The 24,005-nt window shown below is 66.6% G+C and carries 22 protein-coding genes and 6 pseudogenes; 9 read left to right on the forward strand and 19 right to left on the reverse strand.

Annotated features, from left to right (window positions below):
• Positions 1-36: 36 nt before the first annotated feature.
• Entirely contained in the window at positions 37-831 is a 795-nt protein-coding gene (locus VET27_RS09230) for a pyrimidine reductase family protein (RefSeq protein WP_526517266.1), read from the reverse strand.
• A 25-nt stretch (positions 832-856) separates the two neighbouring features.
• On the opposite strand from VET27_RS09230, the gene zapE reads away from it, so the two are divergent.
• Positions 857-1,891 (forward strand): cell division protein ZapE, encoded by a 1,035-nt coding sequence (gene zapE, locus VET27_RS09235; protein WP_526517268.1) that lies wholly within the window; start codon positions 857-859, stop codon positions 1,889-1,891.
• On the opposite strand, the gene VET27_RS09240 is transcribed toward zapE, so the two are convergent.
• The 8 genes from VET27_RS09240 to VET27_RS09275 all read right to left on the reverse strand — a co-directional run bounded on the left by VET27_RS09240 (position 1,888) and on the right by VET27_RS09275 (position 5,803).
• Entirely contained in the window at positions 1,888-2,424 is a 537-nt protein-coding gene (locus tag VET27_RS09240) for a GNAT family N-acetyltransferase (protein WP_526517270.1), read from the reverse strand. The genes zapE and VET27_RS09240 overlap by 4 nt on opposite strands.
• A 7-nt stretch (positions 2,425-2,431) precedes the next feature.
• On the reverse strand, positions 2,432-2,899 hold the full coding sequence (locus tag VET27_RS09245; RefSeq protein ID WP_526517272.1) for a hypothetical protein: 468 nt from the start codon (positions 2,897-2,899) through the stop codon (positions 2,432-2,434).
• Between the two features lie 80 nt (positions 2,900-2,979).
• Positions 2,980-3,402 carry a PPOX class F420-dependent oxidoreductase gene (locus tag VET27_RS09250; protein ID WP_526517274.1) on the reverse strand — a complete coding sequence of 141 codons (423 nt, stop codon included), beginning with the start codon at positions 3,400-3,402 and terminating at the stop codon, positions 2,980-2,982.
• Between the two features lie 40 nt (positions 3,403-3,442).
• On the reverse strand, positions 3,443-4,159 hold the full coding sequence (locus VET27_RS09255; RefSeq protein ID WP_526517276.1) for a Clp protease N-terminal domain-containing protein: 717 nt from the start codon (positions 4,157-4,159) through the stop codon (positions 3,443-3,445).
• A gap of 56 nt (positions 4,160-4,215) precedes the next feature.
• Positions 4,216-4,692, reverse strand: coding sequence for an SRPBCC family protein (locus VET27_RS09260; RefSeq protein WP_526517278.1), 477 nt, complete (start codon positions 4,690-4,692; stop codon positions 4,216-4,218).
• A gap of 54 nt (positions 4,693-4,746) precedes the next feature.
• Entirely contained in the window at positions 4,747-5,214 is a 468-nt protein-coding gene (locus tag VET27_RS09265; protein WP_526517280.1) for an Rv1352/Rv1906c domain-containing protein, read from the reverse strand.
• A gap of 61 nt (positions 5,215-5,275) precedes the next feature.
• Complete coding sequence (locus tag VET27_RS09270) at positions 5,276-5,398, reverse strand: hypothetical protein (protein WP_526517282.1); 123 nt, start codon at positions 5,396-5,398, stop codon at positions 5,276-5,278.
• Between the two features lie 234 nt (positions 5,399-5,632).
• On the reverse strand, positions 5,633-5,803 hold the full coding sequence (locus VET27_RS09275; RefSeq protein ID WP_526517284.1) for a CsbD family protein: 171 nt from the start codon (positions 5,801-5,803) through the stop codon (positions 5,633-5,635).
• A 1,112-nt stretch (positions 5,804-6,915) separates the two neighbouring features.
• Here VET27_RS09275 and VET27_RS09280 point away from each other — a divergent pair.
• Positions 6,916-7,053 (forward strand): annotated as a pseudogene (locus VET27_RS09280) (tyrosine-type recombinase/integrase); the annotation flags it as partial.
• A gap of 734 nt (positions 7,054-7,787) precedes the next feature.
• Positions 7,788-8,168 (forward strand): hypothetical protein, encoded by a 381-nt coding sequence (locus VET27_RS09285; RefSeq protein ID WP_526517286.1) that lies wholly within the window; start codon positions 7,788-7,790, stop codon positions 8,166-8,168.
• A 422-nt stretch (positions 8,169-8,590) separates the two neighbouring features.
• On the opposite strand, the gene VET27_RS09290 is transcribed toward VET27_RS09285, so the two are convergent.
• The gene (locus tag VET27_RS09290) at positions 8,591-8,779 is read right to left on the reverse strand and encodes a CDGSH iron-sulfur domain-containing protein (RefSeq protein ID WP_526517288.1); all 189 of its coding nucleotides are present in this window, start codon (positions 8,777-8,779) and stop codon (positions 8,591-8,593) included.
• A 24-nt stretch (positions 8,780-8,803) separates the two neighbouring features.
• On the opposite strand from VET27_RS09290, the gene VET27_RS09295 reads away from it, so the two are divergent.
• Complete coding sequence (locus tag VET27_RS09295) at positions 8,804-9,151, forward strand: hypothetical protein (protein WP_526517290.1); 348 nt, start codon at positions 8,804-8,806, stop codon at positions 9,149-9,151.
• A gap of 277 nt (positions 9,152-9,428) precedes the next feature.
• Here VET27_RS09295 and VET27_RS09300 read toward each other — a convergent pair whose 3' ends face one another.
• Both VET27_RS09300 and VET27_RS09305 read right to left on the reverse strand, forming a co-directional pair.
• Positions 9,429-9,698 carry a DUF1918 domain-containing protein gene (locus VET27_RS09300; protein WP_526517292.1) on the reverse strand — a complete coding sequence of 90 codons (270 nt, stop codon included), beginning with the start codon at positions 9,696-9,698 and terminating at the stop codon, positions 9,429-9,431.
• A 65-nt stretch (positions 9,699-9,763) separates the two neighbouring features.
• Positions 9,764-9,898 (reverse strand): hypothetical protein, encoded by a 135-nt coding sequence (locus VET27_RS09305; RefSeq protein ID WP_526517294.1) that lies wholly within the window; start codon positions 9,896-9,898, stop codon positions 9,764-9,766.
• A gap of 141 nt (positions 9,899-10,039) precedes the next feature.
• On the opposite strand from VET27_RS09305, the gene VET27_RS09310 reads away from it, so the two are divergent.
• Both VET27_RS09310 and VET27_RS09315 read left to right on the forward strand, forming a co-directional pair.
• Positions 10,040-10,327 (forward strand): hypothetical protein, encoded by a 288-nt coding sequence (locus VET27_RS09310; RefSeq protein WP_526517296.1) that lies wholly within the window; start codon positions 10,040-10,042, stop codon positions 10,325-10,327.
• Between the two features lie 339 nt (positions 10,328-10,666).
• A pseudogene (locus tag VET27_RS09315) lies at positions 10,667-11,215 on the forward strand (phosphoribosyltransferase); the annotation flags it as partial.
• Positions 11,216-11,247: 32 nt separating this feature from the next.
• Here VET27_RS09315 and VET27_RS09320 read toward each other — a convergent pair.
• The 3 genes and pseudogenes from VET27_RS09320 to VET27_RS09330 form a co-directional block, all read right to left on the reverse strand.
• A pseudogene (locus VET27_RS09320) lies at positions 11,248-11,452 on the reverse strand (Hsp20 family protein); the annotation flags it as partial.
• 65 nt (positions 11,453-11,517) lie between these two features.
• On the reverse strand, positions 11,518-14,280 hold the full coding sequence (lnt, locus tag VET27_RS09325; RefSeq protein ID WP_526517298.1) for an apolipoprotein N-acyltransferase: 2,763 nt from the start codon (positions 14,278-14,280) through the stop codon (positions 11,518-11,520).
• Entirely contained in the window at positions 14,277-14,501 is a 225-nt protein-coding gene (locus tag VET27_RS09330) for a hypothetical protein (RefSeq protein WP_526517375.1), read from the reverse strand. The genes lnt and VET27_RS09330 overlap by 4 nt, the downstream gene beginning before the upstream one ends.
• Here VET27_RS09330 and VET27_RS09335 point away from each other — a divergent pair.
• Positions 14,466-15,536 (forward strand): CapA family protein, encoded by a 1,071-nt coding sequence (locus VET27_RS09335; RefSeq protein ID WP_526517369.1) that lies wholly within the window; start codon positions 14,466-14,468, stop codon positions 15,534-15,536. The genes VET27_RS09330 and VET27_RS09335 overlap by 36 nt on opposite strands.
• A 189-nt stretch (positions 15,537-15,725) precedes the next feature.
• On the opposite strand, the gene VET27_RS09340 is transcribed toward VET27_RS09335, so the two are convergent.
• The 4 genes and pseudogenes from VET27_RS09340 to VET27_RS09355 all read right to left on the reverse strand — a co-directional run bounded on the left by VET27_RS09340 (position 15,726) and on the right by VET27_RS09355 (position 23,132).
• Positions 15,726-18,500, reverse strand: coding sequence for an AMP-binding protein (locus tag VET27_RS09340; RefSeq protein ID WP_526517300.1), 2,775 nt, complete (start codon positions 18,498-18,500; stop codon positions 15,726-15,728).
• Positions 18,501-18,514: 14 nt separating this feature from the next.
• Positions 18,515-18,919: a flavodoxin family protein gene (locus VET27_RS09345; RefSeq protein ID WP_526517302.1), complete on the reverse strand. Its 405-nt coding sequence runs from the start codon at positions 18,917-18,919 to the stop codon at positions 18,515-18,517.
• A 1,205-nt stretch (positions 18,920-20,124) separates the two neighbouring features.
• Positions 20,125-20,331 (reverse strand): annotated as a pseudogene (locus tag VET27_RS09350) (PIN domain-containing protein); the annotation flags it as partial.
• Positions 20,332-21,092: 761 nt separating this feature from the next.
• The gene (locus tag VET27_RS09355; RefSeq protein ID WP_526517304.1) at positions 21,093-23,132 is read right to left on the reverse strand and encodes an erythromycin esterase family protein; all 2,040 of its coding nucleotides are present in this window, start codon (positions 23,130-23,132) and stop codon (positions 21,093-21,095) included.
• Between the two features lie 440 nt (positions 23,133-23,572).
• Between VET27_RS09355 and VET27_RS09360 the strand changes: the two are divergent.
• Together VET27_RS09360 and VET27_RS09365 are read left to right on the forward strand one after the other, a co-directional pair.
• Positions 23,573-23,735: pseudogene (locus VET27_RS09360) on the forward strand (transglutaminase-like domain-containing protein); the annotation flags it as partial.
• Between the two features lie 18 nt (positions 23,736-23,753).
• Positions 23,754-23,981, forward strand: a pseudogene (locus tag VET27_RS09365) (alanine dehydrogenase); the annotation flags it as partial.
• Between the last annotated feature and the right edge of the window lie 24 nt (positions 23,982-24,005).

Here is a 24,005-nt window from a genome sequence, read left to right on the forward strand (position 1 = left end):
GCCATCGCTGGGCGACTCCCCGCCGAGCCGGCCGCGTCACTCGTCCTTGACGTAGCGCGTGTAGAGGTAGCCCTCGTCGTCGGTCAGCAGGTGACTTCGCCGCATGCGGGTGTGCGCTTCGCCCGACCCGGTGGCGATGCGGCGGGCCGGTCCGCCGACCAGGATCGGCGCGATCGTCACGCAGAGCTCGTCGAGGAGGCCGTGTTCGATGAGCAGGCTGATGAGGGACGGTCCGCCTTCGGACAGCACTCGCAGGAGCCCGCGTTCGGCGAAGATCCTCAGCACCACCGCGGGGTCGACGCGGTCGGTCTGGGCGCCGGACGCGTCGATGACCTCTGCCAGTGAGCCGAGGCGCCCGCGGACATCCTCGACGGATTCCCGGCAGGTCATGATCAGCGGCGGAACCTCGGTGCGGGTGAAGATCTTGGCGTCGTGCTCGAAGTCGGCGCTGTGGGTGACGACGGCGATCGGCGGCAGCTCGGCCTGCCCGCGGCGTTGGCGTTCCTGGCGCTCGGCGACGGACATCTGCGCGCCGGAGTAGTTCTCGATGCGCACGGTCGACGCGCCGACCAGGACGACGTCTGCTTCGTGGCGCATGCGGGTGAACAGGGCGCGGTCACCGGAGCCGGCCAGGCCGCCCGACCGCCCGTCGTCGGTGGCGGCACCGTCCAGACTGGAGATCATGTTGGCCCGCACCCAGCAGCGATCTAGGTGCTCGGGATAGGAGTAGAAGGCGGCCAGGCGCGCGTCGTCGTCGGTGTCGAACCGGCCGCCAGACGGGCCTAGCTCTGTGAGCTCTGTCGCAGCATCGGGATCGGACACGTTGACCATTGCAGCACGTCGATACAGTGCCTCCATGTCTGGGGTCAGCGGTGTAGACCATCTGACCGATCGGCATCCGAGCGTGACGCCGGAGCGCCTGATCGCGGGCTTGGTGCCGCCACCCACCTTCGCCGACGTCAGCTTCGACACGTACCGGCCCGATCCAAGCGAACCGTCGCAGACGGCCGCCGTGCAGTCGTGCCAAGCGTTCTGCGAGCAGGCCGCGCAGCGGCGGGCGGGTAAGAAGAAGCTGTTCGGCAAGCGGGAGGTGCTTCCCGGCGTCGGGGTGTATCTCGACGGCGGCTTCGGCGTCGGAAAGACGCACCTCCTGGCTTCGAGCTACTACACCCTTGCGGGGGCGGACGCTGGCCCCGCCGCCTTCGCGACGTTCGGGGAGTTGACCCAGTTGGCGGGTGTGTTCGGTTTCGTCGAGTGCATCGAGTTGCTCTCCGACTACGTCGTGGTGTGCATCGACGAGTTCGAGCTCGACGATCCAGGGAACACGACCCTGATCTCGCGGCTGCTGTCAGCTCTGGTGGAGCAGGGAGTGTCGATCGCGGCGACGTCGAACACCCTGCCCGAGCAACTCGGCGAGGGTAGGTTCGCGGCGCAGGACTTCTTGCGCGAAATCAACACGCTGGCAAGAATTTTCACCACGGTGCGGATCGAGGGGCCGGACTATCGGCACCGTGACCTGCCGCCTGCGCCGGTACCGCAGTCGGATGACGAGGTGCGCACGGAGGCCGCCGGCGTGGCGGGTGCGACGCTCGACGACTTCGATGCGCTGTGCGCCCACCTGGCTACGATGCACCCGTCGAGGTATCACGCGTTGATCGACGGTGTCACCGAGGTGTTCATCACGGGAGTGCATCCGCTCGACGACCAGAGCGTGGCCCTGAGGCTGGTGTCGCTGACCGACCGGCTGTACGACGCGGGCATACCGGTGGTGGCCTCGGGCACCAAGCTGGACACCGTATTCAGCGAGGAGATGCTCGCGGGCGGCTTCCGCAAGAAGTACCTGCGGGCGACGTCGCGGCTACTGGCCTTGACCTCCGCGGGCGGGCACTAGCGCTGAACGGGGCGCACCATCACGTAGTCGTTCTCGACGTGACCGCCGAGTCGAAACGTCTTGGTGCCACTGGTGGTGAATCCCTGTTTGGCGTAGAAGCGTTGCGCGCGTTGGTTTTCCTGGTTGACACCCAGCCAGACGCAGGCGGCACCGAGCGCGCGGGACGCGTCGAGCGCCGCCGCCATGATGGCGGCCGACACGCCTGCGCCGTGAGCGTCGGGCACCACGTACATCTTGGACAGTTCGACGGCCGGACGCACGGGCACCGCCCGCTGCACGTCGGCATCGTCGGCGACGCCGCGAATCAGCATGGCGTAGCCCGATATTCGATCGCCGTCGCGTGCAGTCAGCACGACTCGGTCGGCATCGGCGAGGTAGTTGCGAAATCGCTCCTGCGAGAGATTGTCGGCGATGAACGCGGCGACGTCGACGGGTGCGACCGACGGGGGACAGGCCAGCGGGAAGGTGCGGGCGGCGACGTCGGCCAGTTCGGGGAGATCGGCTTCGACGGCCGTGGTCACCTCAACGGACATGCGGGCGTCAGTCGAGGTTCCACTGCGCGAGGTGCGTGCCGGTGACCTTGTCGAGGAGCGCCACGTTGGTGACGAGGTCGCGGTAGACGTCCCAATAGACGCCGCCGCTGACGGTCGACCCGGGCGGGGCGTTCTGCAGCTGGGAGCGAAGGTCGTCGGGGGCGTCGGTGTTGCGTGGCTTGTAGGCGTCGGCGATGGGCGTTACGCCGTCGAAGTCGAAGACGATCGACGTGATGAACGGATTGGGCGCCTTGATGACGTGGACGTCAACGTTGGCGCGATACACCTGGTAGCGGGGACCGCGTGGGGGATAGCCGAATCCGGGTGGCACGTCGACCAGATCCACGCTGGTGACCGAGACGTCGGACACGATGCTCATGTAGTCGACGCGCAACACCTCGCCCAGCCTGCCGATCGGTGCCACGGCGGACGCTCGTGGGGCGGGCGAGGCGAGAACCCCGGCCGTCACTGCCATTCCAGCACCATGATCACGAACCAGCGACGCATGCCTCGCATGGTTGCACACCACCCCGTTGCCGAGGCGACGATCGGACGTCAGGACGCCCAGGGGCCGACGCCGCCGACCCTGTCGACCTTGATTCTGGTCAGCAAACCCGCCGGAGCGTTGGCTGGCGGGAAGTGTTCGCTCGAGCCGAGCATCGCCTCGGCCAGTTCGGTCAGGAGTTCGGGGGCGCCGCCCTCGACGATCCGCGCCGTCCCGGTGATCGACAGGTACGGCGTCTGTTGGCCCAAAGCCGTGGGACCGTGGATGGTGACGGCGACCCGTCCATCGCGTCGGATGTTGCGGGTCTTCTTGTACTCGCTGAGGTGTGCGCTGACGAGTTCGTCGCCATCCGGCGTCGACTGCAGGGCAACCCAGACCACCGATACCTGGGGGCTGCCGTCGGGGTTGATGGTGACGAGGGTGGCGTCGGCGCCGGAGCCAATGAGGGCACGGGCGGAATCGTCGAGTTTCATAGCACTTCTTCTACCGCAACGCAGTTCGATTCATTCCCGTTTAGCCCTCGGTCAGGGCGCTGAGCACGTCGGCGATCTCAGTTTCGACTCCGTCCTTGTCGAGGCCCAGCGTGTGCAGGGGTCCGTCGTCGCCCTCGGCCTCCAGCAGTGCGAGCAGGATGTGTTCGGTGCCGATGTAGTTGTGCCCCAAGCGAAGTGCTTCGCGGAACGTCAGCTCGAGCACCTTCTTTGCCGGGCCACTGAAGGGCACCAGCGCGGGTACGTCGGCGAGCGTTGGCGGCAGTGTCACCGCAGCGGACGCGGTGTCGGCGTCGATGCCGTGCCCGGCGAGAAGGCGTGCGGCCAAGGCCGCGGGGTCGGTGAACAACGCAAGTAGGAGATGGGCGGGAGTGATCTCGTCGTTTCCAGCGGAGTGTGCCGTGTTCTGCGATTCGACGACCGCGTGGCGCGCCTGCGGCGTGAACCTGCTGAAGCCGTCGCCGCCGTCCAGCGGATTGTTCTCGGTTCTGGGGACGAAGCGTTTCTGGGCGGCCTGCTTGGTGACGCCCATGCACTTGCCGATGTCGGTCCACGATGCACCCGAGCGGCGGGCCTGGTCGACGAAGTGACCGATGAGGTGATCAGCGATCTCGCCGAGGGCCTCTGCGGTGAGAACGGCGTCCTCGAGTTGGTCGAGTGGTTGGTCGTGCACGTCCGTGATCGCGTTGATGAGGTCGTCGAGACGGACGGGGTGAGCGATCTTTCCGGTTTGGCCCATGCGTCAACCGTAGGTTGACGGTAAGGACTCGTCAACTGCGAGTTGACGATCGCTTGCTAGGTGCGAGGGTAGCCGCGGCGCACCGTGCGGTCGAGAATTCCGAGCGTGGCGCGCAGTGCGCCCTCGGAGATGACGGGGAAGATGTTGGCGTCGCGCCATTTCTGATCGATGTCGGACCAGTCATAGAACGACGTGACGACGGTGCTGTCACCGTCGGGTTCGAGACGGTAGCCGTAGACGTGGCCGATCTGTGGCCGGATCTGACCGAGAATCGTCCAGGCGATCAGCTTGTCCTTCTCGAACTCGGTGATCGACACGGTGACGTCGTACTTGCCCATGGGAAAGTCGTTGAGCGCCTCGCGATCCATGTGCACGACGAAGCTGTCACCGGCTTCGCCGACCGGCTCGCCCTCTGCGCCTTGCAGCATGCCCGACGCGTCGATCGCGACGTGGCCCTGCGGGTCGCACAGCACGGCGAAGACGTCGGCAGGGGGCGCGGCGATGGTGCGCTGGACTTCTATGATGTCGGCCATGGCGTCGATGGTGTCAGACGCCACCGTCTCCGTGTCCGGATCCCGTCACCGCGGTCAGGGCGGGGGAGCCTGCCCCGACGCCGCCGCTCTGGCGTTGAGTTGAGCCATGTAGGCCTGCAACTGCAAACCCGCAAGCGCCGGCGCCAATCCGGACGCCTGCGGCGGCGCAACCCCGTCGGTCATCTGCCAGGGCTGGCAGCCGTTGGTCTTGAAGGATTGATCGGTGGGATCGATTTGCACGGTCTGGGGCTTCTTGGTGAGCGCGTTGTCGATCGTCGCGCCGTCGGGATTGCCGATGCGCTTCCAAAAACACGCTCCATCCCCGACGGGCCCCGCGGTGCTGTAGACGCCAGGAACGATGTCGGTGCCGACGGCGTAGATACCGTCGGCGTCGATGGTGGTCCTCGGCGCGGCGGGCGGTGCCGGGGCGGGTGTGGCCGGATCGGCGTCCGCGACGCCGGGTGCACCGACGACGACCGCGACGACGAGCGCCGCTGCGGTCGCTGCCTTCTGCACCCACATGGGCAACAGCTTAGACGGTCTTCGCAATGGCATGTGCCTGAACTCCCGTCACGGGCGGGCGTCAGGCGTCGACGGTGAGTAGGTGCTCGTCTTCGTGGAGGACTTCCGCAGTGAGGGCGACGACGCCGACCTCGGCGAGTGCGACGACGAGCACGGGCCAGACTGCTCCGGCGACGACGCTCAACAACCGGGGGTGGGGAGAGGGGGCTGCCCGTCTTGGAGACGCCACGCGACCAACGCGACCAGCGCCGACGTCAATACCCAGCCACCGAGATAGCCGTACAGCAGTGGACCCGTCACATAGTCCCCTGTACTGAACCGTGTTTGTCGGCAGTTTCACAGTCGAACTGGGGCACAACGCAATCCGGCCCGCTATCCCCAGGGGGACAACGGGCCGAATCAAGATCGTGAAGGGGACTTACTTGAAGGCGTCCTTGACGTTTTCGCCGGCGTCCTTGAGGTTCGCCTTGGCCTGGTCGGCCTTGCCTTCGTTCTCGGTGCTCTTGTCATCGGTGGCCTTGCCAGTGGCTTCCTTGGCCTTGCCGCCCAGATCCTCGATCTTGTTCTTGGCCTTGTCCAGAGCGCTCATTGAATTCAACTCCTCGTTCGTGTTCGGCGCCGTCGTCCGAACGTGTCACCTGGTATGCCCCCATCGCGGACTTCGAAACGCAGTGAGTCGCTCGTCACAGGGTGCGATCTGACCTCGGCGCGCTCGGCCGAGAGGCGTTCGTCGAGTAGGGCGTTGATCCGCTGGTTGGCGGGCAATGGGCCACCGCGAAGCCGCGCCGACCGTCGCAACGCGGCGATCAAGGACAATTCGGCATCAATGGCGCGGTGGTTGCGTCTCAGTTCGTCAGATCTCGCATTCGAGGGGTCTAGCCCACTGTTCGCAAGAAATCCTCGCCGACTGTTATTTCCCTTCCGCCCGCGGACGTGCAACGCAACTGCAATACAGCAAACGTCAGCAGCTCGGCGAACAACCTGTCATCTAACATGCTTTCCCCAATGCAATTCTGGGCAAGTGTTACCGGATCAACGTGCTCGGCTGTGAGCAGACCGTCGCGCCCGTACCGTGAAGCGAAGTTCGTGGTGGTTTGGCGTCCACCCATTCGTGGCCATCCCAGTATTTTCTTGATGTATCCGCCCGCGGGATCTGGGTGCCAGCCGATGCGCCTGCGCTGACCGGTCGTTGTCTTCGGAATCACTCGTGTTCACTCGGTTCCGCGTGAGTAGGTCTGCTCTGAAGCTAGAGGCGAGTGCGCATGCGAAGAGTCGGGGAAATCCCTGTGAATGGGCTGCCGAGACCCATGGGGTCTAGTGGCCGGTCCGGACTTCGGCATCCGACTCGTCAATCAGAAGGCGCTCGTCGAGCAGTCCGTCGATTCGTGCGGTGGCAGGTGTCTCGCCACCGTGGTGCAGAGCCGCTCGCCGCAGTGCGGCGATCAACTTCAGTTCGCCGTCTATGGCGTCCCTGTCACGCATCGGCCGGGCTTCCGATTCATCGACCAGTGTCCGCAGATTCGTCGACATGCCAGTTCGGCTCCGGCCCCGCGGGTCGCCGTCGCACTGTCGCGACCGCCCGCCTCCCGCTGGGCGTCAGAATCGAATCAATATGCGACACAGTCTGTTTCGACTTCAGCGACTTTCTATTCGCAACTGCTCGGTCAGAACCTGAAACGTGATGAGTGCCACCTGGTCATCACACTGACGGACAAGCCGACGATGCGCTCCCACGCCTACTCGCTGCTGCGCACGATCATGGCCAGCGCGGTCAACGACGAGTTGATCGACGCGAACCCGTGCCGGATCGTCGGCGCCGGCCGCGCGAAGCGTACACATTGCTCCTGGCGACGCCCCCGCCTGACCCGAAGGAACACCATGACCACCACCACCCGACGAGAAAGTCAGAGTCTCTTCCACTATTTAGTGTGACCTAGGGCACAGATCGGCTACACTTGTCTGGAGTTACCGGGGAGTAACACATTTGAGTCGTCGAACTATAGGGGGGAAACATATGTCACGTGCGCTGACCAACCCGTTCGCGGCCCTGCCAGTTCGCACGTGCCAGCACTGCGCCGCCTCGATGAAGCTCGTGGAAGAACACGTCGTTTCCGAGCAATACACTCAACAGATCTGGTGGAAATGCACTGAGTGCAGGCGTTCGCGCTATTTCGGGGCGTAGATCAGACGGTTCGGGGAACAGCGCCGTGAGATCCGCCGTCCACTCACGGTGGTGCAGGTTGACGCCGTCTACGCCCGCGTCGGCCAAGTGGGCTGCTCGGCATTCAGGAAGTCGACCGGTATCGGTATGAGCGCTGCTACGGCGGCGAACATCGCGAGCACTTCGGTGATGGTGATCGACAGGACTTCATCCGGTTGAACACTACGCGGGCGAGGTCGCCGAGCAGTCCCGATTGGGTGGCCAGCCAGGCCAGCGTCTCCTTATGTGGCTTCAAACTGCTCGCCGCTTGTGCAACACCCTCTTGGGATCGTCCTCGTGCACTTCTTCGCCTCGGACATTCACAGATCACCCCGCCCTCGTGCGACGCCCACCCATCTGGCAGTCTGCCCTCATGTCTTCACCAGCGGCGTTTCCGTACCGACTCGACCGCCGGTGGGCCGCGTTGTTCGCCGCACTGGGCGTCAACGACGGTGACGGCGTCGACCTCACTGACGACGGACTGCTTCGTGCCACCTACGGCCGCTTCAGCATCGAGACGCCGCTCGACAACGTCGACCACACCGTAGTCACCGGGCCCCACCGCTGGTACACCGCGGTGGGTTTGCGGCTGAGCTTCGCCGACGACGGCATCACCTTCGGCACCAACAACAAGTCCGGTCTGTGCATTGCCTTCAAGAAGAAGATCCCCAAGGTCATCGGGTTCAAGAACCACTCCGCACTGTGGGTCAGCGTTGCCGACCCTGAGGGGCTGGCGGCCGCGATCGGCAGGTAGCCGGATGTTCGGTGGTGAATCGCCGCCCCCGGTGCTGCGGTGATTGAGATGGGAATCCTGGTCTCGAAATGATTGCCGATGAAGCCGACCGACCGTTGGTGTGACGCGGACCGATGCAGAGATACCCCGTCTGGGGGAAGAGTTGCGAGTTCTGCCGCTGTGCCGGGTGGTGTGATCGCCGCTCTGCCGGTGCTCCCAGGCAGACTGGTATGGCTTCGAGGGCTTCTTGCTCCGTGTGCGCACCACACCTCGGTCGATGACGATGTCGTGCCCATACGATCGTCCCTCGACCTCGATCGACCCGAAACGGACTTCGTTGTGGGCCTGGCCCACCCAGCTGGTATGTAGCCGCCGGGAGCGCCGGGTGTCGGGATGAAGGAGGGACACCTTTGGACGGGCAACTGTTTTAGGACGTGAGATGGTCAGCTCGCGATGAAGCCTTCACGCTTGTGCGATCCGTCGCACATTGGCTTCTTCGCTGAGTGGCCGCACCGGCACAGGAAGAATTTCGTGCCCTCCTTCACCACGGTGCCGTCGCTGGTCAGCACGGCGCAGACGCCGTCGACTTCGAGGGGGCCGTCTTCCAGGGCAGTGATCTTGACCTCGCTCATGCGCTCAATATAGACGGCGCTGGCGTGTCTACTCGTGTCGAGCTGACCGGCAATGTCGACATGCTCGGCAATTCCGACTTCCAAACCTCGACCGGGCTGGACGGCAACCCGTGGAAATGGGAAGGGCCGCAATGCTTCTGCTTCACCGTCTCCGGTTCCAGCCGCGTGGAAACCGTACTAGAGGGAGCGCCCAGCACCCGTGACGCCGTGGGCGTCAACCTCGACCCGTCGCACTGGGCGTGGGTTCCCATCCCCTACAGCGCAGCACTATTCCCGCTGACCGACTCGGTGGCCGACGGCATCGCGAAACTCGTTGCGGCCATCGGGAACACACCCGTCGAGCCGCCCAGGACTTCACGCCGGAGCCGGTGACCGCGCAGTGGCACGTGCAGCACATCCGCGTTCCCGTCGTCCTGCGGCTCGATCGCCCGTTGATCGATCTCACCGACGTGCCCACCCGCCAGGAGATCCTTCTCGACTGGACGGCAACGCCTGCATCGCCCTCTTTGAAGGGCGCGGCACCGCCAGCGCGTCAGGAGACCCCATCACGCTCACTGACCCGCCGCTCACCAACGTCACTGCGCCGTGGGGCCTCGTGCTAGAGCCCGTACCCACAACCGTTCGTGACCGCTGAACCCAGCCGCGGCACCTACTCGCTCTTGAAATGACGCGTGATCGCGCTCTGCACAGACTCGACTCGAGACTGCGCCCGCTCGTCCGCCGCCTCTTGCTCCGCGGCGGTGACGACCACAGCATCCGAACCGGGATACACGGTCGTCTCATGGTCGGAATCGAGCCACCGCACCACGTACGGTGGCGAGCCATCCGCCGAGCGCGCCTCGGTAATCAGCCCGCGCTGATCCGACAGCTCAGTTGTCGTTCCCTTCATCACCAACCAGTCGCCTACCTTGGCCTTCATCCCCTCCCCCTTTCCTTCGGGTTCGGCTCCGATCGTAGTGCGCGTGCCCCGTCCCCGGGTGCGGGTTACTGCTTGGCGGGGATGATCTTCACCTGCGCTTCGTAGTCCTCGAGGTGTTCGTCGCTGACGTCGATGATGACGCGACGGATGAGCCTCACCAGCGCCGAGCGCAGCGATCGTCCGCCACGCGTCCTCGACATGCCCGCGCCGGGAACCGATCCCGTTGGGGCGAGGGGGTTGACGCCCGCAGGCGGGCCCGGTCAACGTTTGCGCGGTATCCGCGACGGGTCGACGACCCGATCCTCGGGTCGCTCTGCCTCGGCGTGCCCGACCGTGCAACGATGACTGGCATGCCCGACCACACCGACCAGCGAGAGTTGCTCAAGAAATTCCTAGGGGAGGGCTGCCCGGCCACCCCCGAGGCGATGGCACAGGTTGTCGAGGCCAGCGCCGCCCGACACCGCTTCGGCCAGACTCACCACGACCGGACCGGAGACCCGGCGCTCGCCGAGGTCACACTCGGCCTCGGTAACACCCTGCCCGCAGGACTGGAGCACCTGATGCGCCAGGCGGGAAGTGCCCGACAAGCCGAGGGCCGTAGCTGGGCGCCACCACCCGACCAGCCCTGACACGGGGCAGCTCTGTCTCTGGCGTTCGAAGGCCGGCGGGTACTTCGCGTTGTCAATCCAGAAAGCATGGGGCTGGCTGGGCCCACTTCGGCCGCCGCGGAGTCGACACCTACTGCCATAGGATCTGGTGCGCACCTGCGACCGCGACGAGTCCCAGCATCAGGTTCTCGGCAGGGCTGTATACGGGCCAGGGTATTGCCGAACAGGTCAGCCGGCGGGCTCGGTTGGCACATGAAAGCCACTTTCACGGATAGCCAACGGGCACGCGGCAACCTCGTCCGCCGGATGAAGGACCTAGTTCTCTTATCGGCGCGCCGTCGCGCGGGACACACTCGCGGGATGAAGCCGTTCGAAGATCGTGTCGACGCCGGACGCCGATTGGCTCGCCGTCTAGATTTCTTGCGCGGGCAGGACGTCGTTGTTGTTGGCCTGCCACGGGGTGGGGTACCGGTGGCGTTCGAGGTCGCCGAGGCGTTGGGCGCCCCCCTCGACGTCTTGGTGGTACGCAAGCTCGGCGTGCCGTTCCAACCCGAGCTGGCTTTCGGCGCCATCGGTGAGGGCGGCGTGCGGGTGATCAATGACTCCGTCGTGCGTGCGACGGACCTCAGCAGCGATGACATGGGCACGGTCGAAGGCGAGCAGCGGGTCGAGCTGCAACGCCGGTCGGAACGCTTCCGCCGCGGGCGTGACCAGATCCCGTTGGCGGGGCGAGTCGCCGTACTCGTCGACGACGGCATCGCGACCGGAGCGACCGCCAAGGCGGCGTGTCAGGTCGCTCGCGCTCAGGGCGCGAGCAAGGTCGTGCTGGTGGTTCCGATCGGCCCGGACGACATCGTCGAAAGGTTTGCCATCTGTTGTCCGCCATGGCTTTGCCGCGGACTACCGGCCCAGGGCAGGGCTGAAGTGGTCGATGAAGCCTAGGAGAACTCCGAGCGTCCCTTGGTTTCCTTCTTCTCGGTGTGTTCGCCTTGATCGTCAGCCGGCCATCGCGCACGGTGATGTCGACATCCTTGGTCGGGTCGATGCCCGGGCTTTCGGCGCGCACCACATAGCGGCCGTCCTCCATCTCATCCCCTCAAGCCGCATCAGATGGCTCTCAACCATCGGATGCAGACCCGCCCAGGCGGAACGCCGATGCGTGGCAACGGTTGCCGGGCAGCGGTCCGTTGGCCGATGAGTGCTGTCGGCCACTAACCCTGGCACGACGAGCCTGGGTCCGGTTGGCCGGCGGACCGTAGCGCCGCCAGGACGCTGGCACCTGCGAGGATCGAAAAGGCCAGCGCCAGAACCCAATCCCCCAGCCGCTGGTAGACGGTGGTGATCGATCCGAGCGGAACATCCACCACGATCGTGCCGCGGTATGTGGACGCGCACCACGCGAGTCGGCGGCCCCGCGCGTCGAAGGCCGCGCTGTCGCCGGACAACCCGGTGTGCACCGCCGGGCGGCCCACCTCGACGGCGTGAATCGCGACCTGGCTGGCCAACTGCGGCTGCGCCCAACTTCCCTGGAACGAGGAAGTGGAGCTCTGGTAGACGAGCATCTGTGCGCCGAGTTGCACCGCGCGGCGGGGGAGGTCGGAGAAGGTCGCTTCGACGCTGATCAACGGTCCGATGGTGAGCGCGCCGGAGTGCAAAACCTTCTGCGCGCTGCCGCGCCGCCGGTCCTCGGCTGCCGCCTTGGTGTGGGCGGTTACCCAGCCGAGCAGCGGGCGCAGGGGCACGTACTCGCCGAAGGGCACCAGCCGGACTTTCTGGTATGCGTCCACCGGCCCGTTCGGTCCGATGAGAACTGCCGACTTGTAGATTCCCCCGTTCGCAGCGGGCGCGTCAACGTTGACCAGCAGGTCCGCACCGACCCGCCGGGACAGCTCCGCTAGGTTCTTCGCGGCGTCGGGATGGCTGGCGATATCGACTCCAACGCTGCTTTCTCCCCAGACGACCAGGTCCACCCTCTCGCCCGCCAGGGTCGCGGTGAGGGTTACGCCGGCGGCCTGACGGCGCACGGAGTTGTCGATGTTGCCCGGCTGCACCAACGCCACCCGTACCGTCGAGACGACCGGAGGTGCCGGTCCCAGCACGAACCATGCCGGGCCGACTCCGGCACATGCAAACGCGACCCCCAGTGCGAGAATCCGAACGGACGCGCCCCGTCCCAGGAGCACGCCCGCGATCGCGGTGTTGACCGCGACGAGAAGGAAACTTGTCAGCCATACCCCGCCGAGTGAGGCCGAGGCCAGTGTGGCGGGCTGGTTCCACTGCGAACCACCCAGCAACGCCCACGGGCCGCCCAGACTGTGCCAGGAACGCACCGCCTCGGCCATGACCCAGGCACTGGGTAACACCGTCACCGCAGCCAACGTGCGGCCAATGGTGACCGGGCCCGACAGCAGTCGCTGCGTGGCCCACCCCCACGGCACCCATAGCGCGCCGATTCCCGCGGCCATCACCGCCAGCAGCGGACCAGCGGCTGGCAGCAGCCAATACTGCGTGGACATCATGAACCCGCCCAGACCGAACCATGCCCGCACACCACCCTCCCGCGCGGTCGGGGCGGCGCGCACCACCAGCAGTAGCGGGACGACGCCAACCCACGCGAGCCACCACCAGGACGGCGCGGGAAAGGCAAGCGCGGGCAACCCGCCGACTACCAACGCCGCTGCGCGCCCGGGAAAACGCCGGTGGCGCGGGGATCGTCGCCACCTCCAGCCGAGCATCGCCACGCCGACCAGGACCCAGCCGAGGACGAAACCGGCCGAGATCAGCCACAACAACGGACGCTCCCGGCCGATCCGCCACAGCGGGACCATGACCAGCCCGGCGAGGACGAACGCCACGTTGTAGAGCACGTCGTAGACGGCAAACACGCGACCGCGCACCGCGTCACGGGCGGTGCCGCCGACCAACGCGTCTACAGAGATCTTCAGTACCTGGAAGGCGAAGGCCACCACGCCCACGCAGCACACCAGCACCACCAACGTCGGGAACAGGCCGCCGACGTAGGCCGCGGCTGCGGCCGGCAGGAACGCGGCGGGCACCAGTACAGCCGGGGAGTACCGGCGAGCCAACGGCGGAGCGGCCAGCGTTCCGGCGAACGCAGCCAGCCCCGTTGCGGCCAGCGCGACGCCATAGCCCGAAATTCGCAGGTGATAACGGGAGTCGGCGATTAGCACCAAGACCACAAAGCCGGCCCCTAGGAGCAACCGGTAGGCCGCGACGGCGAGCAAGGGCCGGCGGATCGCGGGGACGCCCGCCGCCACGCGTACCCCTTCGGCGAGTTCTGCGGCAAGGCGTCGCAACCGGGAGAGCAACATCACCGTCTGTCGGCCACCGACGTCGGGCAGCCGGGTGAACGTGACGGCTGCTGCCAGATACAAGATCGCGGCCAGCGAGAATCCCGTCGCGGTCGACCGGCCGACGATCAGCGTCCCGCCAACCGCGCCGACGAAATATGCGGCCATCCCGGCCAGGGAGGACACGGCGTTGCCGGTGACCAGATGAGCGTGGGGAACCGTTCGAGGCAGCGCGGCGCCCTTGGCCGCCAGCACGAACCGGGACGAGGACAGCAGCACCAGAACCCCGATGTAGGCGGCAATCGTCGAGTGGGCCGCGATCGTCGCGATCCCGGCGATGGCCAGGGCGGCCCGCAGCGCGGACACCACGATCAGGGTGCGGCGTCGATCCCACCGGTCGATCAGGACGCCCGCGGCCGGCCCGACCACGCTGAACGGGAGTAGGGTCACCGCAAGCACCGCAGCGATTCGGGCCGGCGTCGCGCCGTGTGCGATGTCGAACAACACGAACTGCGCGAACGTGATCTGGGCCAGCCCGTCGGCGACTTGCCCGAGACTCTGCCCGCCCACCAACGGTCCCAGCGGGCCGGCCAGCAGCGTCCGCGCCCGGCGCCAGCCCCGCCCGCCGGGAGCCGCGCCGTCCCCGGCCTCGAGGTCAATCACTGCCGGTGGCCGACCGGTAGGTGGTCTCCTGGATGCCAGTACCAGAGCATCCGTCGTAGGCTGGGTCCTTCCGCCTCGGGAAGAGCCGAGTACTGCTCGTGGTGCGGGGTGTCGGTTGTCGCGGCGGGTGGTTCGGCGTGGTCGGTGATCCTGATGTGGTGACGGTGCTGCTGGCCGGTGACGTCATGCTCGGTCGCGGCGTCGATCAGATTCTTGCGCATCCGGGGAACCCGGCGTTGCGTGAGCCCTATGTCGATGATGCGGCCGCTAAGTCGGGCTGGCCGAACGTGCCAACGGTCCGATTCCGCGTCCCGTCGACTGGCGCTGGCCCTGGGGTGAGGGCGCTGGCGATCCTCGAGGACCTTGCCCCCGACGTTCGGCTGATCAACCTGGAAACCACGATCACCGCCGACGGCGAGTTCGCCGACCGCAAAGCGATTCACTACCGAATGCACCCGGACAATCTGCCGGTACTGACCGCGATCGAGCCCGACGTCTGTGCCCTGGCCAATAACCACATCCTCGATTTCGGCCGCCGTGGCCTGGCTGACACCCTCGACGCCCTCAGCTCGGCGGGTATCTGCGGTATCGGGGCGGGAGGCGACCCGGACACCGCACATCGCCCGCCGGTGGTGAGCGCCCACGGTGACCACCGCGTGGTGATCGGCTCGGTTGCGACGAAATCCAGCGGGGTCCCCGAATGGTGGGCGGCGCACCGCAACACCCCAGGTGTGTGGTTGATCTGGGATCCGGCGGCTCATGCTGCCGCCGACGACGTCGCGGCAAAGATACTGGGGCACAAGCGCATCGGCGATGTCACGATCGTGTCGGTGCATTGGGGGTCCAACTGGGGCTATAGCGTGGGATTGAGCGAAATCCAGTTCGCGCACCGGTTGATCGACGCCGGCATCGAAATCGTGCACGGCCATTCCTCGCACCATCCCCGGCCGATCGAAGTTTATCGGGGCAGATCGATCCTGTACGGCTGCGGTGACGTCATCGACGACTGCGAAGGCATCGGAGGCCACGAATCCTACCGTCCCGACCTGAGACTGCTCTATCTGATCTCGTTCGATCCCGGCCGCGGTGACCTGGCCGCGCTGCGGATGGTTCCGCTGCGCGTGCGGCGGATACGCCTCGAGCGTGTTGCGCGCACCGACGCGGAATGGCTGCGTGCAACGATCGAGCACATCAGCCGCCGGTTTGGGACCCACGTCGCGGCGGGATCCGACGATCTGCTGGTAGTCCACCCGTAGCGCGCGAACCCACGGTTGAGCATCCGGGTCGGCTGACAACCAAAGACCTCCAGACCGGCGACATCGGGGCCCCATGCCGGTACGTCCGGCGGTGAGTCTGGCCGCCGGCTGGCTCCGCGGGTTTCTGGCAAAGCGACGCCGCTGACACCTCCCATAGCGGACCATCGACGGCGCGCCGATCGATGCCGCTCATTCGACGTCCGGTTCCCTCGAGAGGCGCAGGACGGCGTCCCGCGCAGCGCGCTGCAACCCGACTGCCGCAGCCCAGTCTGTGCCCACAGGCAAGACCGGCGCACCGATTGCGATGTCGGCCGCACCCCGTCGCGGGAAGCTGTGCTCGGGCCGAAGGATCTCCCGCGTACCGAGGATGGCAATGGGGACGGTCGGCACCCCGGCTTGGGCGGCGACGACGAACGCGCCCATGTGGAAGGGCCGCAACCCTGGGGCCCGGGCCAGGTGGCCCTCGGGGAAGATGACAAGCGACTGCCCGGCCCGGACCAGGGCGACAACCCGGTCGGTGTCAGCCACGCCGTGCTCGCGCTCGTAGCGTTCGACGAACTGCGTGCCGAGCCGCTTGAGCACGAATCCGCTGAGCAGCTGGTGCTTGAGCACCTCGCCGGCAACGAACCGAAACGAGTGCGGCAGCACCATGGCCAGGACGAGCCCGTCGAGCCAACTCGGATGGTTGGCCACGACGATTGACTGCCCGTCAGGTAGGCGATCTCGACCGTGCACGGTGACCGCCGTCCCGGTGAGGCGGGCCAGTAGCCCGACCGCGCCAGAGGCCATCTGCGAGCGCCACTGCATCCGGGGTAGCAGTGCCAGCACGACGATGAGTGACACGGCGAGCACCGCGAACACCATCCATGCGTAGGCAGCGAACGCGACAGCGCCCACTGCGCGGCGGGCGCGGCGCAACGACGGGGCAGCTCCGCGGAGCCGGAAACGCGCCAACTCCCACCACAGCGGCCGCGGTCGGGCACCGATCCTGTGCTGCTCGTATATTTCCCGGCTGGCGGCCCGCCGGATCTTGCCGCTCGAGGTCTTCGGGACGGTGCGCGGTGGCGCCAGGACCACGTCATCGGGGGCCACGCCCAGCAAGTCCACCGTCGTCGAGACGATCTCAGAGCGCAACGCGCCGGTCGCCTCGTCGCCGGTCGCCCTGGTCTCGGCCATCACGACGAGCCGCTCGGCACCTCCGCCGGGGTCGGGACAGGCGAACACCGCAACACACCCTTTACGGACACCGGCGAGGTTGCCGACTGCCTCCTCGAGCTCATCGGGGTGCAGATTGCGGCCGGCCCGGATGATGATGTCCTTGACCCGGCCGGTGACGTACAGGTCGGCGTCGGCGATGTAGCCGAGGTCGCCGGTGTCGAGCCAGTAGCCGTGGAACAGCGGGCGCGTCGCGTCGGGGTTGTGGAAGTAGCCGGCAGTTGCCGACGGGCCGCGGAACTCGATGCGGCCCTCACGGCGATCGCCGAGCTCGCGGCCGGTGGCGTCGACGATGCGGATCTCGTGGCCAGGTAACGGGTGGCCGCATGCGACAAAACGAAGTGCGTCCCGCTCGCCCGGCTTCGCCGGGTCGGCCCTGCCCGACCGCACGAACGTCTCGCGAGCGACGCGGTCGATGAGCGGACCCCGACCGAGGGGCGGGAAAGCCAGCCCGACCGAGGATTCAGCCAGTCCGTACACCGGCGTGATCGCGTCTCGCCTTAACCCATAGGGCGCAAAGCGCTCGGTGAACCGCTCGATCGTTGCGGGGCTGACCGGCTCAGCGCCGTTGTAGGCCAACCGCCAGGAGCTGAGGTCGAGTCCTTGCAGTTCGGCGTCTTTGATTTTGGTGAGGCAGAGTTCGTAGGCGAAGTTCGGTCCCGCCGAGATCGTGCCCCGGTTGGCGTGGATCGCCCGCAGCCACCGTGACGGCCGGGTGAGGAAGACCTGGGGGGCCATCACCACCAGCGGGATGCCGAAATAGAGGCTTGAGAGCCACGCGCCGATCAGCCCCATGTCGTGATATAAGGGCAGCCAACTGACGAACGTGTCCGCCCCGGACACCGCCGCGGCCTGGCCCATCGCCCGGATGTTGGCCAGCAGGTTCTCGTGTGTGAGCGCTACCCCTTTGGGCTGGCCGGTGCTGCCCGAGGTGTACTGCACCAGCGCGAGGTCGTCGGACCGGGGTTGTGGAAGGGCACCGCTGGTTGCGCCGGTAAGGGATTCGGGAACGGTGACGTGGCGCAGGCTGTCGACGTTCGACCGCAGGAGATGACCGAGAGGGACGGCCTCGGGCACGGTGACCAGCAGCGCGGCGCGGGCATTGGCGAGGATGCCGGTGTGCCGACGAAGATGATCCGCCAGCTGGGAGGGCCGGGCCGGCGGGTAGATGGGCACGGGCACGGCACCGGCTAGGAGCACGCCGGCGAAGGTCACGAAGTACGCCCGGCTGGTGGGCAACATGATGGCGACCGTGTCGCCGGGCATGACGTCGCGCGCCAGCAACCCCGCCGCCACGGCAGCCGCCTCCCGGCGCAGCGCCCCGTAGCTCACGTCGTCGGAACTGTCAGACTCGTCGAGGATCCGGATGTGCGTCCGCTCAGGCGTCGCGGCCACGTGCCAGTCGAGGGCATCGATCAGGGTCGACGCGGCGGCCGGCGCCGGGCCGCCCGCCACGGTGGCCGGGGGTGACACCAGGCCGAGGTCCCCGCCCGCGCGGGCATGGCTCCCGGCGATGGCCTGCAGGAGGTCGCGCGGGGTCTCCGCGCTGGCCAGGATGTGCGAGGGCAGTGCCACCCCGGCCGCGTCCTGGACCCGCAGCAGCAACTCGACCAACTCCAGGCTGCCGATGCCCAGGTCATCGAACCGACTGTCCAGCGTCACGGCCAGCCGCGAGGCGTGGGGGTGGACCTCGGCGACGAGCCCCCGGACCAGTGCCAGGACGAGGGCGGCGCGTTCTCCGCTTGCCATCGGTGAGGAACGGTCTACGAACCGGCGACGTGCTCGCGCAGGCGCACCGCGAACGCGGCGGCCCGATCGAGGTCGCGGTCGTTCGGCCGTCCCTTATTGACGCCGCCGACGAGCCGCAAGGGCCCTACTGTGTCAAGACCACGGCAGGAGAACGAATCGAGCACGTCAAAGCCTTTCGACGCGAGTTGGCGACGGATCGATCGGCTGTAGCCCACCAGCGGGACCTCGCCACCGCCGCTGGTGAAGAACGTGAACGCTCGGATGCCATCGCCGCGCGGCAGTCGACGGATGAGCTTCCGCAATCTCGGATGCACCGCCATGAAGTAGATGCCCGACCCGAAGCCGACGAGGTCGTAATCGCGCAGCCCCGAGGGGTTCGACCGCCTCAGGCTCGACGACCTCGGCGCCGAGCACCTCAACCATCCGATCGGCCACCCGGCGGGTGTTGCCGTTCGAGGTTGAAACACAGACGATGAGCGACTTCATAGCCCTTCTTCCCCCTGCGCGCCACCTCGACCTCGCGTCGGCGTGGACGTGTCGATGTTGCGCCGAATCCGCGCCGGCTGGCAAGGGCGCTAAAGCACCATCGCCAGGGGACGTTGGTCACCTACTCGCACATGCTCTGGCCGGTTGTGCCGCCCGCCGTTGAACGGTCAGCTCGTCGTCCACGCCATCAGCGTCGACGAGCCCGGCCCACGTTACGCCGTCGAGGTGACTTTTCTGACGGCTGGAAGTCGTCAGCTTCTTTTCACACGGCCTGCAGGTTAAGGGCCAGTCCAGCCCGTAGCAGGTTGCGTGCGGCGCGGTGCGCAAAGTCATCCAGGGCCTTACCTGGCACCATGTCGAGTAGGACGCCGCCAAGCGTGCACCGAAACTCTCGGCGCCGGTAACCGCTCGGAGCGCCGCCGGGTCCTCGGGGACGTCACTTCGTCCCTGAGTCCGCTGTCTCGCCGGTGATGCAATCCGGCATGGAGTCTGTCACCGTGCGCGACTTGCGCAAGAAGGGGGGAGAGGTGTTGGAATGCCAGTTCCATTGCCTGACAATGAGTTTCGCCGATGGTAGGTAGCTATTTCCAGCCGAGTCGCTGCCTGGGTATTGGCAAGACGATCACATTCAATCGGAGGCCGCTGGCCGTCTGCTGCCATGTCGTCATCGTTTCTTCGCCGAGAGTGCCGGTGTAATAGACCAAAGTCATCAACGAGCACGGGTGATGTCGCCAAGGCGCTAGCCGCGACCCCTGGCCCCAAGTTTTACTTGGCGCGTGCGACACGCCCTAACGTGCCGTTCATCTCGACCACATGTCCGGTGCGCACGCCCCGGAGACCAACAGCCTCAGCCGCCATGTCGGATGTTCCGACGCGCAGCCCTGTCCAGCCCGGTTGCCCCAGGCCTAACGGCTCGGCGACTACCGCGATGCAAGCCACAACATGGCGGGTGGTCAGCGACGAGCGTTGCGAGCTGTGCGTCCCGCCGTCGCAGGCATCCGAGCCTGACAAAATCCGAAATTCGTGCACATGCATCGAGGATCTGATACCCATTCGGGGCCCAAGTGCACACCGTACGTGTCGTCATTGTGATGCAGTACGTTTGAAACACCCTGCCCCACAGCGGTGTTCGCGCGGCTTAGAGCGTGAAGGGTTTACACCAGTGCGTCGGGGAATGCCAGCGGACGCCGGCGGATCGACCGAAATCAGTGTCGTAGGACACCAGGCTGGCGGGATGTTCGATGGCCAGCGCTTCCAGGTGGACGTCGTTGACGAGGTTTGCGCCGGCGCCCACGTCCGCGATCAGCCCGGCCAGAATGCCGGCGTGACGAGGTATCGGATTCACCGGATGCATTCGACCTCGAACTGCACATGCTCATCCAAGACATCATGAACAGATCGCGCTACGGTCATCACGGGCTCCGATCGGACGGGCGGCCAGCAGGCCCACCAACCGCTACGACGGTTCTTACACCCGATCGACCCAGTCGATCAGGGTCACAAACCCGCCCGACCGGACCCCCCAACCACGGTGACCACAGGCATGCCTCGTCGGGCTGGGGCGAAGCCCCCGTGAGGGTCTTGAATGTCGGGCATCAGAATGCGGATGCGAACCCAGCGTTTCATAGGGCCGATGGTCCCTGCTTCCCCGATAAGTGACTGCTGGTGTTCCGGGTCGTTAGACCCACGTGCCGCCGCCCTCGGCGACGACGAACACTCAGGCCGCCTGGTTCCATGCAGCGGGCATTGACCTGACCGGCAATGCCGATGTCGTTGCGCTGTTGAATGATCCCGCTCTAATGAGCATCCTCAGCCAGATCCCCTCGATCGACTGCGACCGGAATCTCTTGCACATGCGTCGTCAGCTGGCCAGCGCTATCGGGCGCTGAGCCGCGCGATGGGTCATCGGCCTACGGCCGTCTGTACCCGGAGGGCAAAGAATGAGGACGACGTCATGACGATGCCCCAAGTCATGTCCCTCCGAAGCCCTAACACGACACCTGCGCCGACGTCGTCGGCTAACAGTGCCGCACGGCCGCACCGATGGCATCCAGACGACCAGCGACGGGTTTCAGACTCCGTCCTGTTCGGCGATCGGATATGGCCTCACAGGCCACTGGGATAGGTCTCCGGCGTTTCGCCGGCGATCCACAGGCTGGTCGGCTCCAGCGGTTCCAGGGCCCGGGTGGTGTCGATGTGGATCATGGCGTCGTACTGGTCGGAGGGTCGGACGTGGAAGTAGTGGCTCTGCCGTTCGGTCTGCGGCAGATAGATCACGCCGATGGCCCTGGAAAGCCGAACCACATCCAGCGCTTTCTCCGCCGGCGAGCCGTCATGCATGTGTACTAGGAAAGCGTCCTTGCCGGTCTCGTGCAACAGCTCCTCGAGGCTGCCATTGAGGGCCGGCCGGACAGCCTTGCGTTCGGCGACGCCGCCCCATTCGCTGGCCGCGGTCACGGTGCCACGATAGGTGCTGAAGCCGATGAGGCGGGAGTCGTCCCCGTACTGCTCGCGGACGAGCTGGCCGATGGTCAGCTGACCGTCGGCCGAGACTTCGGTGGCACGCGCGTCGCCAACATGGGAGTTGTGCGCCCACACCACGATTCGGGCGGGTTCTGCGCCGCTGTGCCGATTTAGGTGGGTCAGCAAAGCTTTGAGCGTCTCCGCCATGTGGGTGTCGCGCATGTTCCACGACGTGACCCGGCCGCTGAACATGCCGCGGTAGTACGCCTCGGCATTGCGCACCGTGACGGCGTTCTGCTGGGCGTAGAACAGTTCGTCCTCGGCCAGCTGGCCGTCATCGCCCAGGTATTCCACCGCGTTGCGTTGTAGCTCGACGAGCTGCTCGACGGCCTGGCGCTCGCAGGACGGACCGGCACCGAACGCCGCCGCGTAGCCGTAGGCCTGACCATCGTCGCCGGAAGAATGGTCGAAGCAGGCGTAGCGTGCCCTGGCGCGGGCCGCGGCCTTCGGGTCGACGGTGTCGAGGTAGGTGATCACCTCGTGCATCGAGCGGTGCAGGCTGTACAGATCGAGCCCGTAGAAGCCGGCCTGGCGCACGCCGTCGACGGCGCACCGCTGGTTGTGCCAGCGCAGCCATCCGGTGAAGTCGCGAACCACAGCGTTGCGCCACATCCAGGCCGGGAAGCGTTCGAAGCCCTGCAGCGCCTCGTCGGCGGACGAGTCGTCGCCCAAGCCCCGAACATACCGGTTCACCCGGTAGGCGTCCGGCCAGTCAGCCTCCGCGGCGACCGCGTTGAAACCCTTCTCCTCGATCAGCCATTTGGTGATCTCGGCACGCGCCTCGTAGAACTCGTGGGTGCCGTGCGAACTCTCGCCGATCAGCACAATGCGGGCATCACCGATCAGGTCATCGAGCACCTCACGAGGGGGCACCCCGCCCGGGGCGTCGATCGCGGCGTGCAGAACCAGGTCGGCGGCCCGCTCGGCCAGGGACACCGGCTTCGCCCCGATGGTAGGGGTAGTCAGCAGCTCACGTACCTCCTCGTCGCTCACCTGGCTGAAGTCCCAGAACGATTCGCCGACGGCCAGAAACGGCGTCGGCATCGAGGCGCAGACGACGTCGTCGACCAACCCGGCGAACTCCCGGCACGTCGATTCGGGGGCGGCGGGCACGGCAATGACGATGTGGGCGGGCTCCGAATCACGCAACGCTTGGACCGCGGCGAACATGCTCGACCCCGTCGCCAGCCCGTCATCGACCAGAATCACCGTCTTGCCGGTCACGACGGCGGGCGGGCGGCCGTCGCGGTAGGCGGCCTCCCGGCGGACCAGCTCACGGCCCTCGCGCTCGGCGATGTCGCGCAACTGCTGCGGAGTGACCCGCAGGCCGCGCAGCACATCGTCGTTGACCACGACGCGACCACCGCTGGCCAGCGCGCCCAGGGCGAACTCCTCATGACCGGGTGCGCCGAGCTTGCGGACGACGAACGCATCGAGGGGAGCCTCCAGCGCGGCGGCTACCTCCCATGCAACGGGGATGCCGCCCCGCGCCAGCCCAAGGACGACCACGTCGGGTTTGCCGCGATACGCCTCCAAGAGCCCGGCCAGCACGCGGCCCGCCTCGCGGCGGTCCCGAAATACCCGACGGGGTTCTTGGCCTCGCAGGCCCGTCGTCCGTGTCATCGTCGTGCTCCGTTCGTGAAGGGCTATAAAGGGGGCAGCGCTGTCACGGGCTCGTGCGTGACGGCTTCCATGTCAGACACCAACCGTCAGACACCAACCTGACGAACGCTGGTTCGCCAGGTTGGGCAGCGCGCGGGCGATGGGCGAGTTCGCCGCCGATCTCGGCCACATCTGAATTGGCCGGGTCGAGCCGGGTACGGCCGACGCTTTCCAGCGTGAGCACCTCGTCGCACAGACGCTCCCCCTGTCGGGTCGACACGGTCTTCTTCTCAGTGCTCTCCGTAATGGTCGTGCCTCTTTAGGATTGAAATGCAGAAACGACTGCTGGCCGCCTCGGCAACATGCAACAGCATGAGCCTCCGAATGCGGCATTTCGTAGGGCCGATGGTCACCACTGATGACCGGATGGCCGTCCGGCGGCGCCTGATGCTGACGATCCGGTCGACATCTTGCTCGCCGGCGCCGGTGTGTGCCGAGACTTCGCGCACCTCGTGGTGGCGCTGCTACGGGCGGTCAACGTGCCGGCCCGCGTTGTTTCGGTGTACGCGCCGGGTCTGTCACTCGATGGACTTCCACGCGGTCGCCGAGGCGTTCGTTGAGGGGTAAGGGCGAGTGGTCGTCGATGACTTGGCCGCGTTCAGCCCAGGAAGCCTCACCGTCGACGTATCAGGCGATGAGGCACGGGGTTTCAGCTGGGCGCGACCCACCTCGCTCAAGCAGCCGACGTTCGACGTCGCCACCAACATCACGTACTACGCGGCCGACCGCAGCCCGTCCTACCTGTGGAACTCCGCCACCTGGGGGATCAGCGAAGCCCTGCTTCTCTACCTGCGGTCGGTGGTTGCTGGCCCTCCGCAAGGCAGCGAGCGTTGG

The sequence above is a fragment of the Mycobacterium sp. genome (assembly GCF_035633495.1).
GTDB lineage: Bacteria > Actinomycetota > Actinomycetes > Mycobacteriales > Mycobacteriaceae > Mycobacterium.

What these genes read in the sequence shown, in the direction of transcription:
- VET27_RS09245 (WP_526517272.1), bottom strand. Translation starts at nt 2,899, where the DNA reads ATGGCAGTGACGGCCGGGGTTCTCGCCTCGCCCGCCCCACGAGCGTCC.
- VET27_RS09285 (WP_526517286.1), top strand. Translation starts at nt 7,788, where the DNA reads ATGTCTTCACCAGCGGCGTTTCCGTACCGACTCGACCGCCGGTGGGCC.
- zapE (WP_526517268.1), top strand. Translation starts at nt 857, where the DNA reads ATGTCTGGGGTCAGCGGTGTAGACCATCTGACCGATCGGCATCCGAGC.
- VET27_RS09305 (WP_526517294.1), bottom strand. Translation starts at nt 9,898, where the DNA reads ATGTCGAGGACGCGTGGCGGACGATCGCTGCGCTCGGCGCTGGTGAGG.
- VET27_RS09290 (WP_526517288.1), bottom strand. Translation starts at nt 8,779, where the DNA reads ATGAGCGAGGTCAAGATCACTGCCCTGGAAGACGGCCCCCTCGAAGTC.
- VET27_RS09240 (WP_526517270.1), bottom strand. Translation starts at nt 2,424, where the DNA reads ATGTCCGTTGAGGTGACCACGGCCGTCGAAGCCGATCTCCCCGAACTG.
- VET27_RS09335 (WP_526517369.1), top strand. Translation starts at nt 14,466, where the DNA reads ATGCTCGGTCGCGGCGTCGATCAGATTCTTGCGCATCCGGGGAACCCG.
- VET27_RS09255 (WP_526517276.1), bottom strand. Translation starts at nt 4,159, where the DNA reads ATGGGCCAAACCGGAAAGATCGCTCACCCCGTCCGTCTCGACGACCTC.
- VET27_RS09310 (WP_526517296.1), top strand. Translation starts at nt 10,040, where the DNA reads ATGACTGGCATGCCCGACCACACCGACCAGCGAGAGTTGCTCAAGAAA.
- VET27_RS09275 (WP_526517284.1), bottom strand. Translation starts at nt 5,803, where the DNA reads ATGAGCGCTCTGGACAAGGCCAAGAACAAGATCGAGGATCTGGGCGGC.
- VET27_RS09300 (WP_526517292.1), bottom strand. Translation starts at nt 9,698, where the DNA reads ATGAAGGCCAAGGTAGGCGACTGGTTGGTGATGAAGGGAACGACAACT.
- VET27_RS09340 (WP_526517300.1), bottom strand. Translation starts at nt 18,500, where the DNA reads ATGGCAAGCGGAGAACGCGCCGCCCTCGTCCTGGCACTGGTCCGGGGG.
- VET27_RS09230 (WP_526517266.1), bottom strand. Translation starts at nt 831, where the DNA reads ATGGTCAACGTGTCCGATCCCGATGCTGCGACAGAGCTCACAGAGCTA.
- VET27_RS09250 (WP_526517274.1), bottom strand. Translation starts at nt 3,402, where the DNA reads ATGAAACTCGACGATTCCGCCCGTGCCCTCATTGGCTCCGGCGCCGAC.
- VET27_RS09260 (WP_526517278.1), bottom strand. Translation starts at nt 4,692, where the DNA reads ATGGCCGACATCATAGAAGTCCAGCGCACCATCGCCGCGCCCCCTGCC.
- VET27_RS09265 (WP_526517280.1), bottom strand. Translation starts at nt 5,214, where the DNA reads ATGTGGGTGCAGAAGGCAGCGACCGCAGCGGCGCTCGTCGTCGCGGTC.
- VET27_RS09355 (WP_526517304.1), bottom strand. Translation starts at nt 23,132, where the DNA reads ATGACACGGACGACGGGCCTGCGAGGCCAAGAACCCCGTCGGGTATTT.
- VET27_RS09330 (WP_526517375.1), bottom strand. Translation starts at nt 14,501, where the DNA reads ATGCGCAAGAATCTGATCGACGCCGCGACCGAGCATGACGTCACCGGC.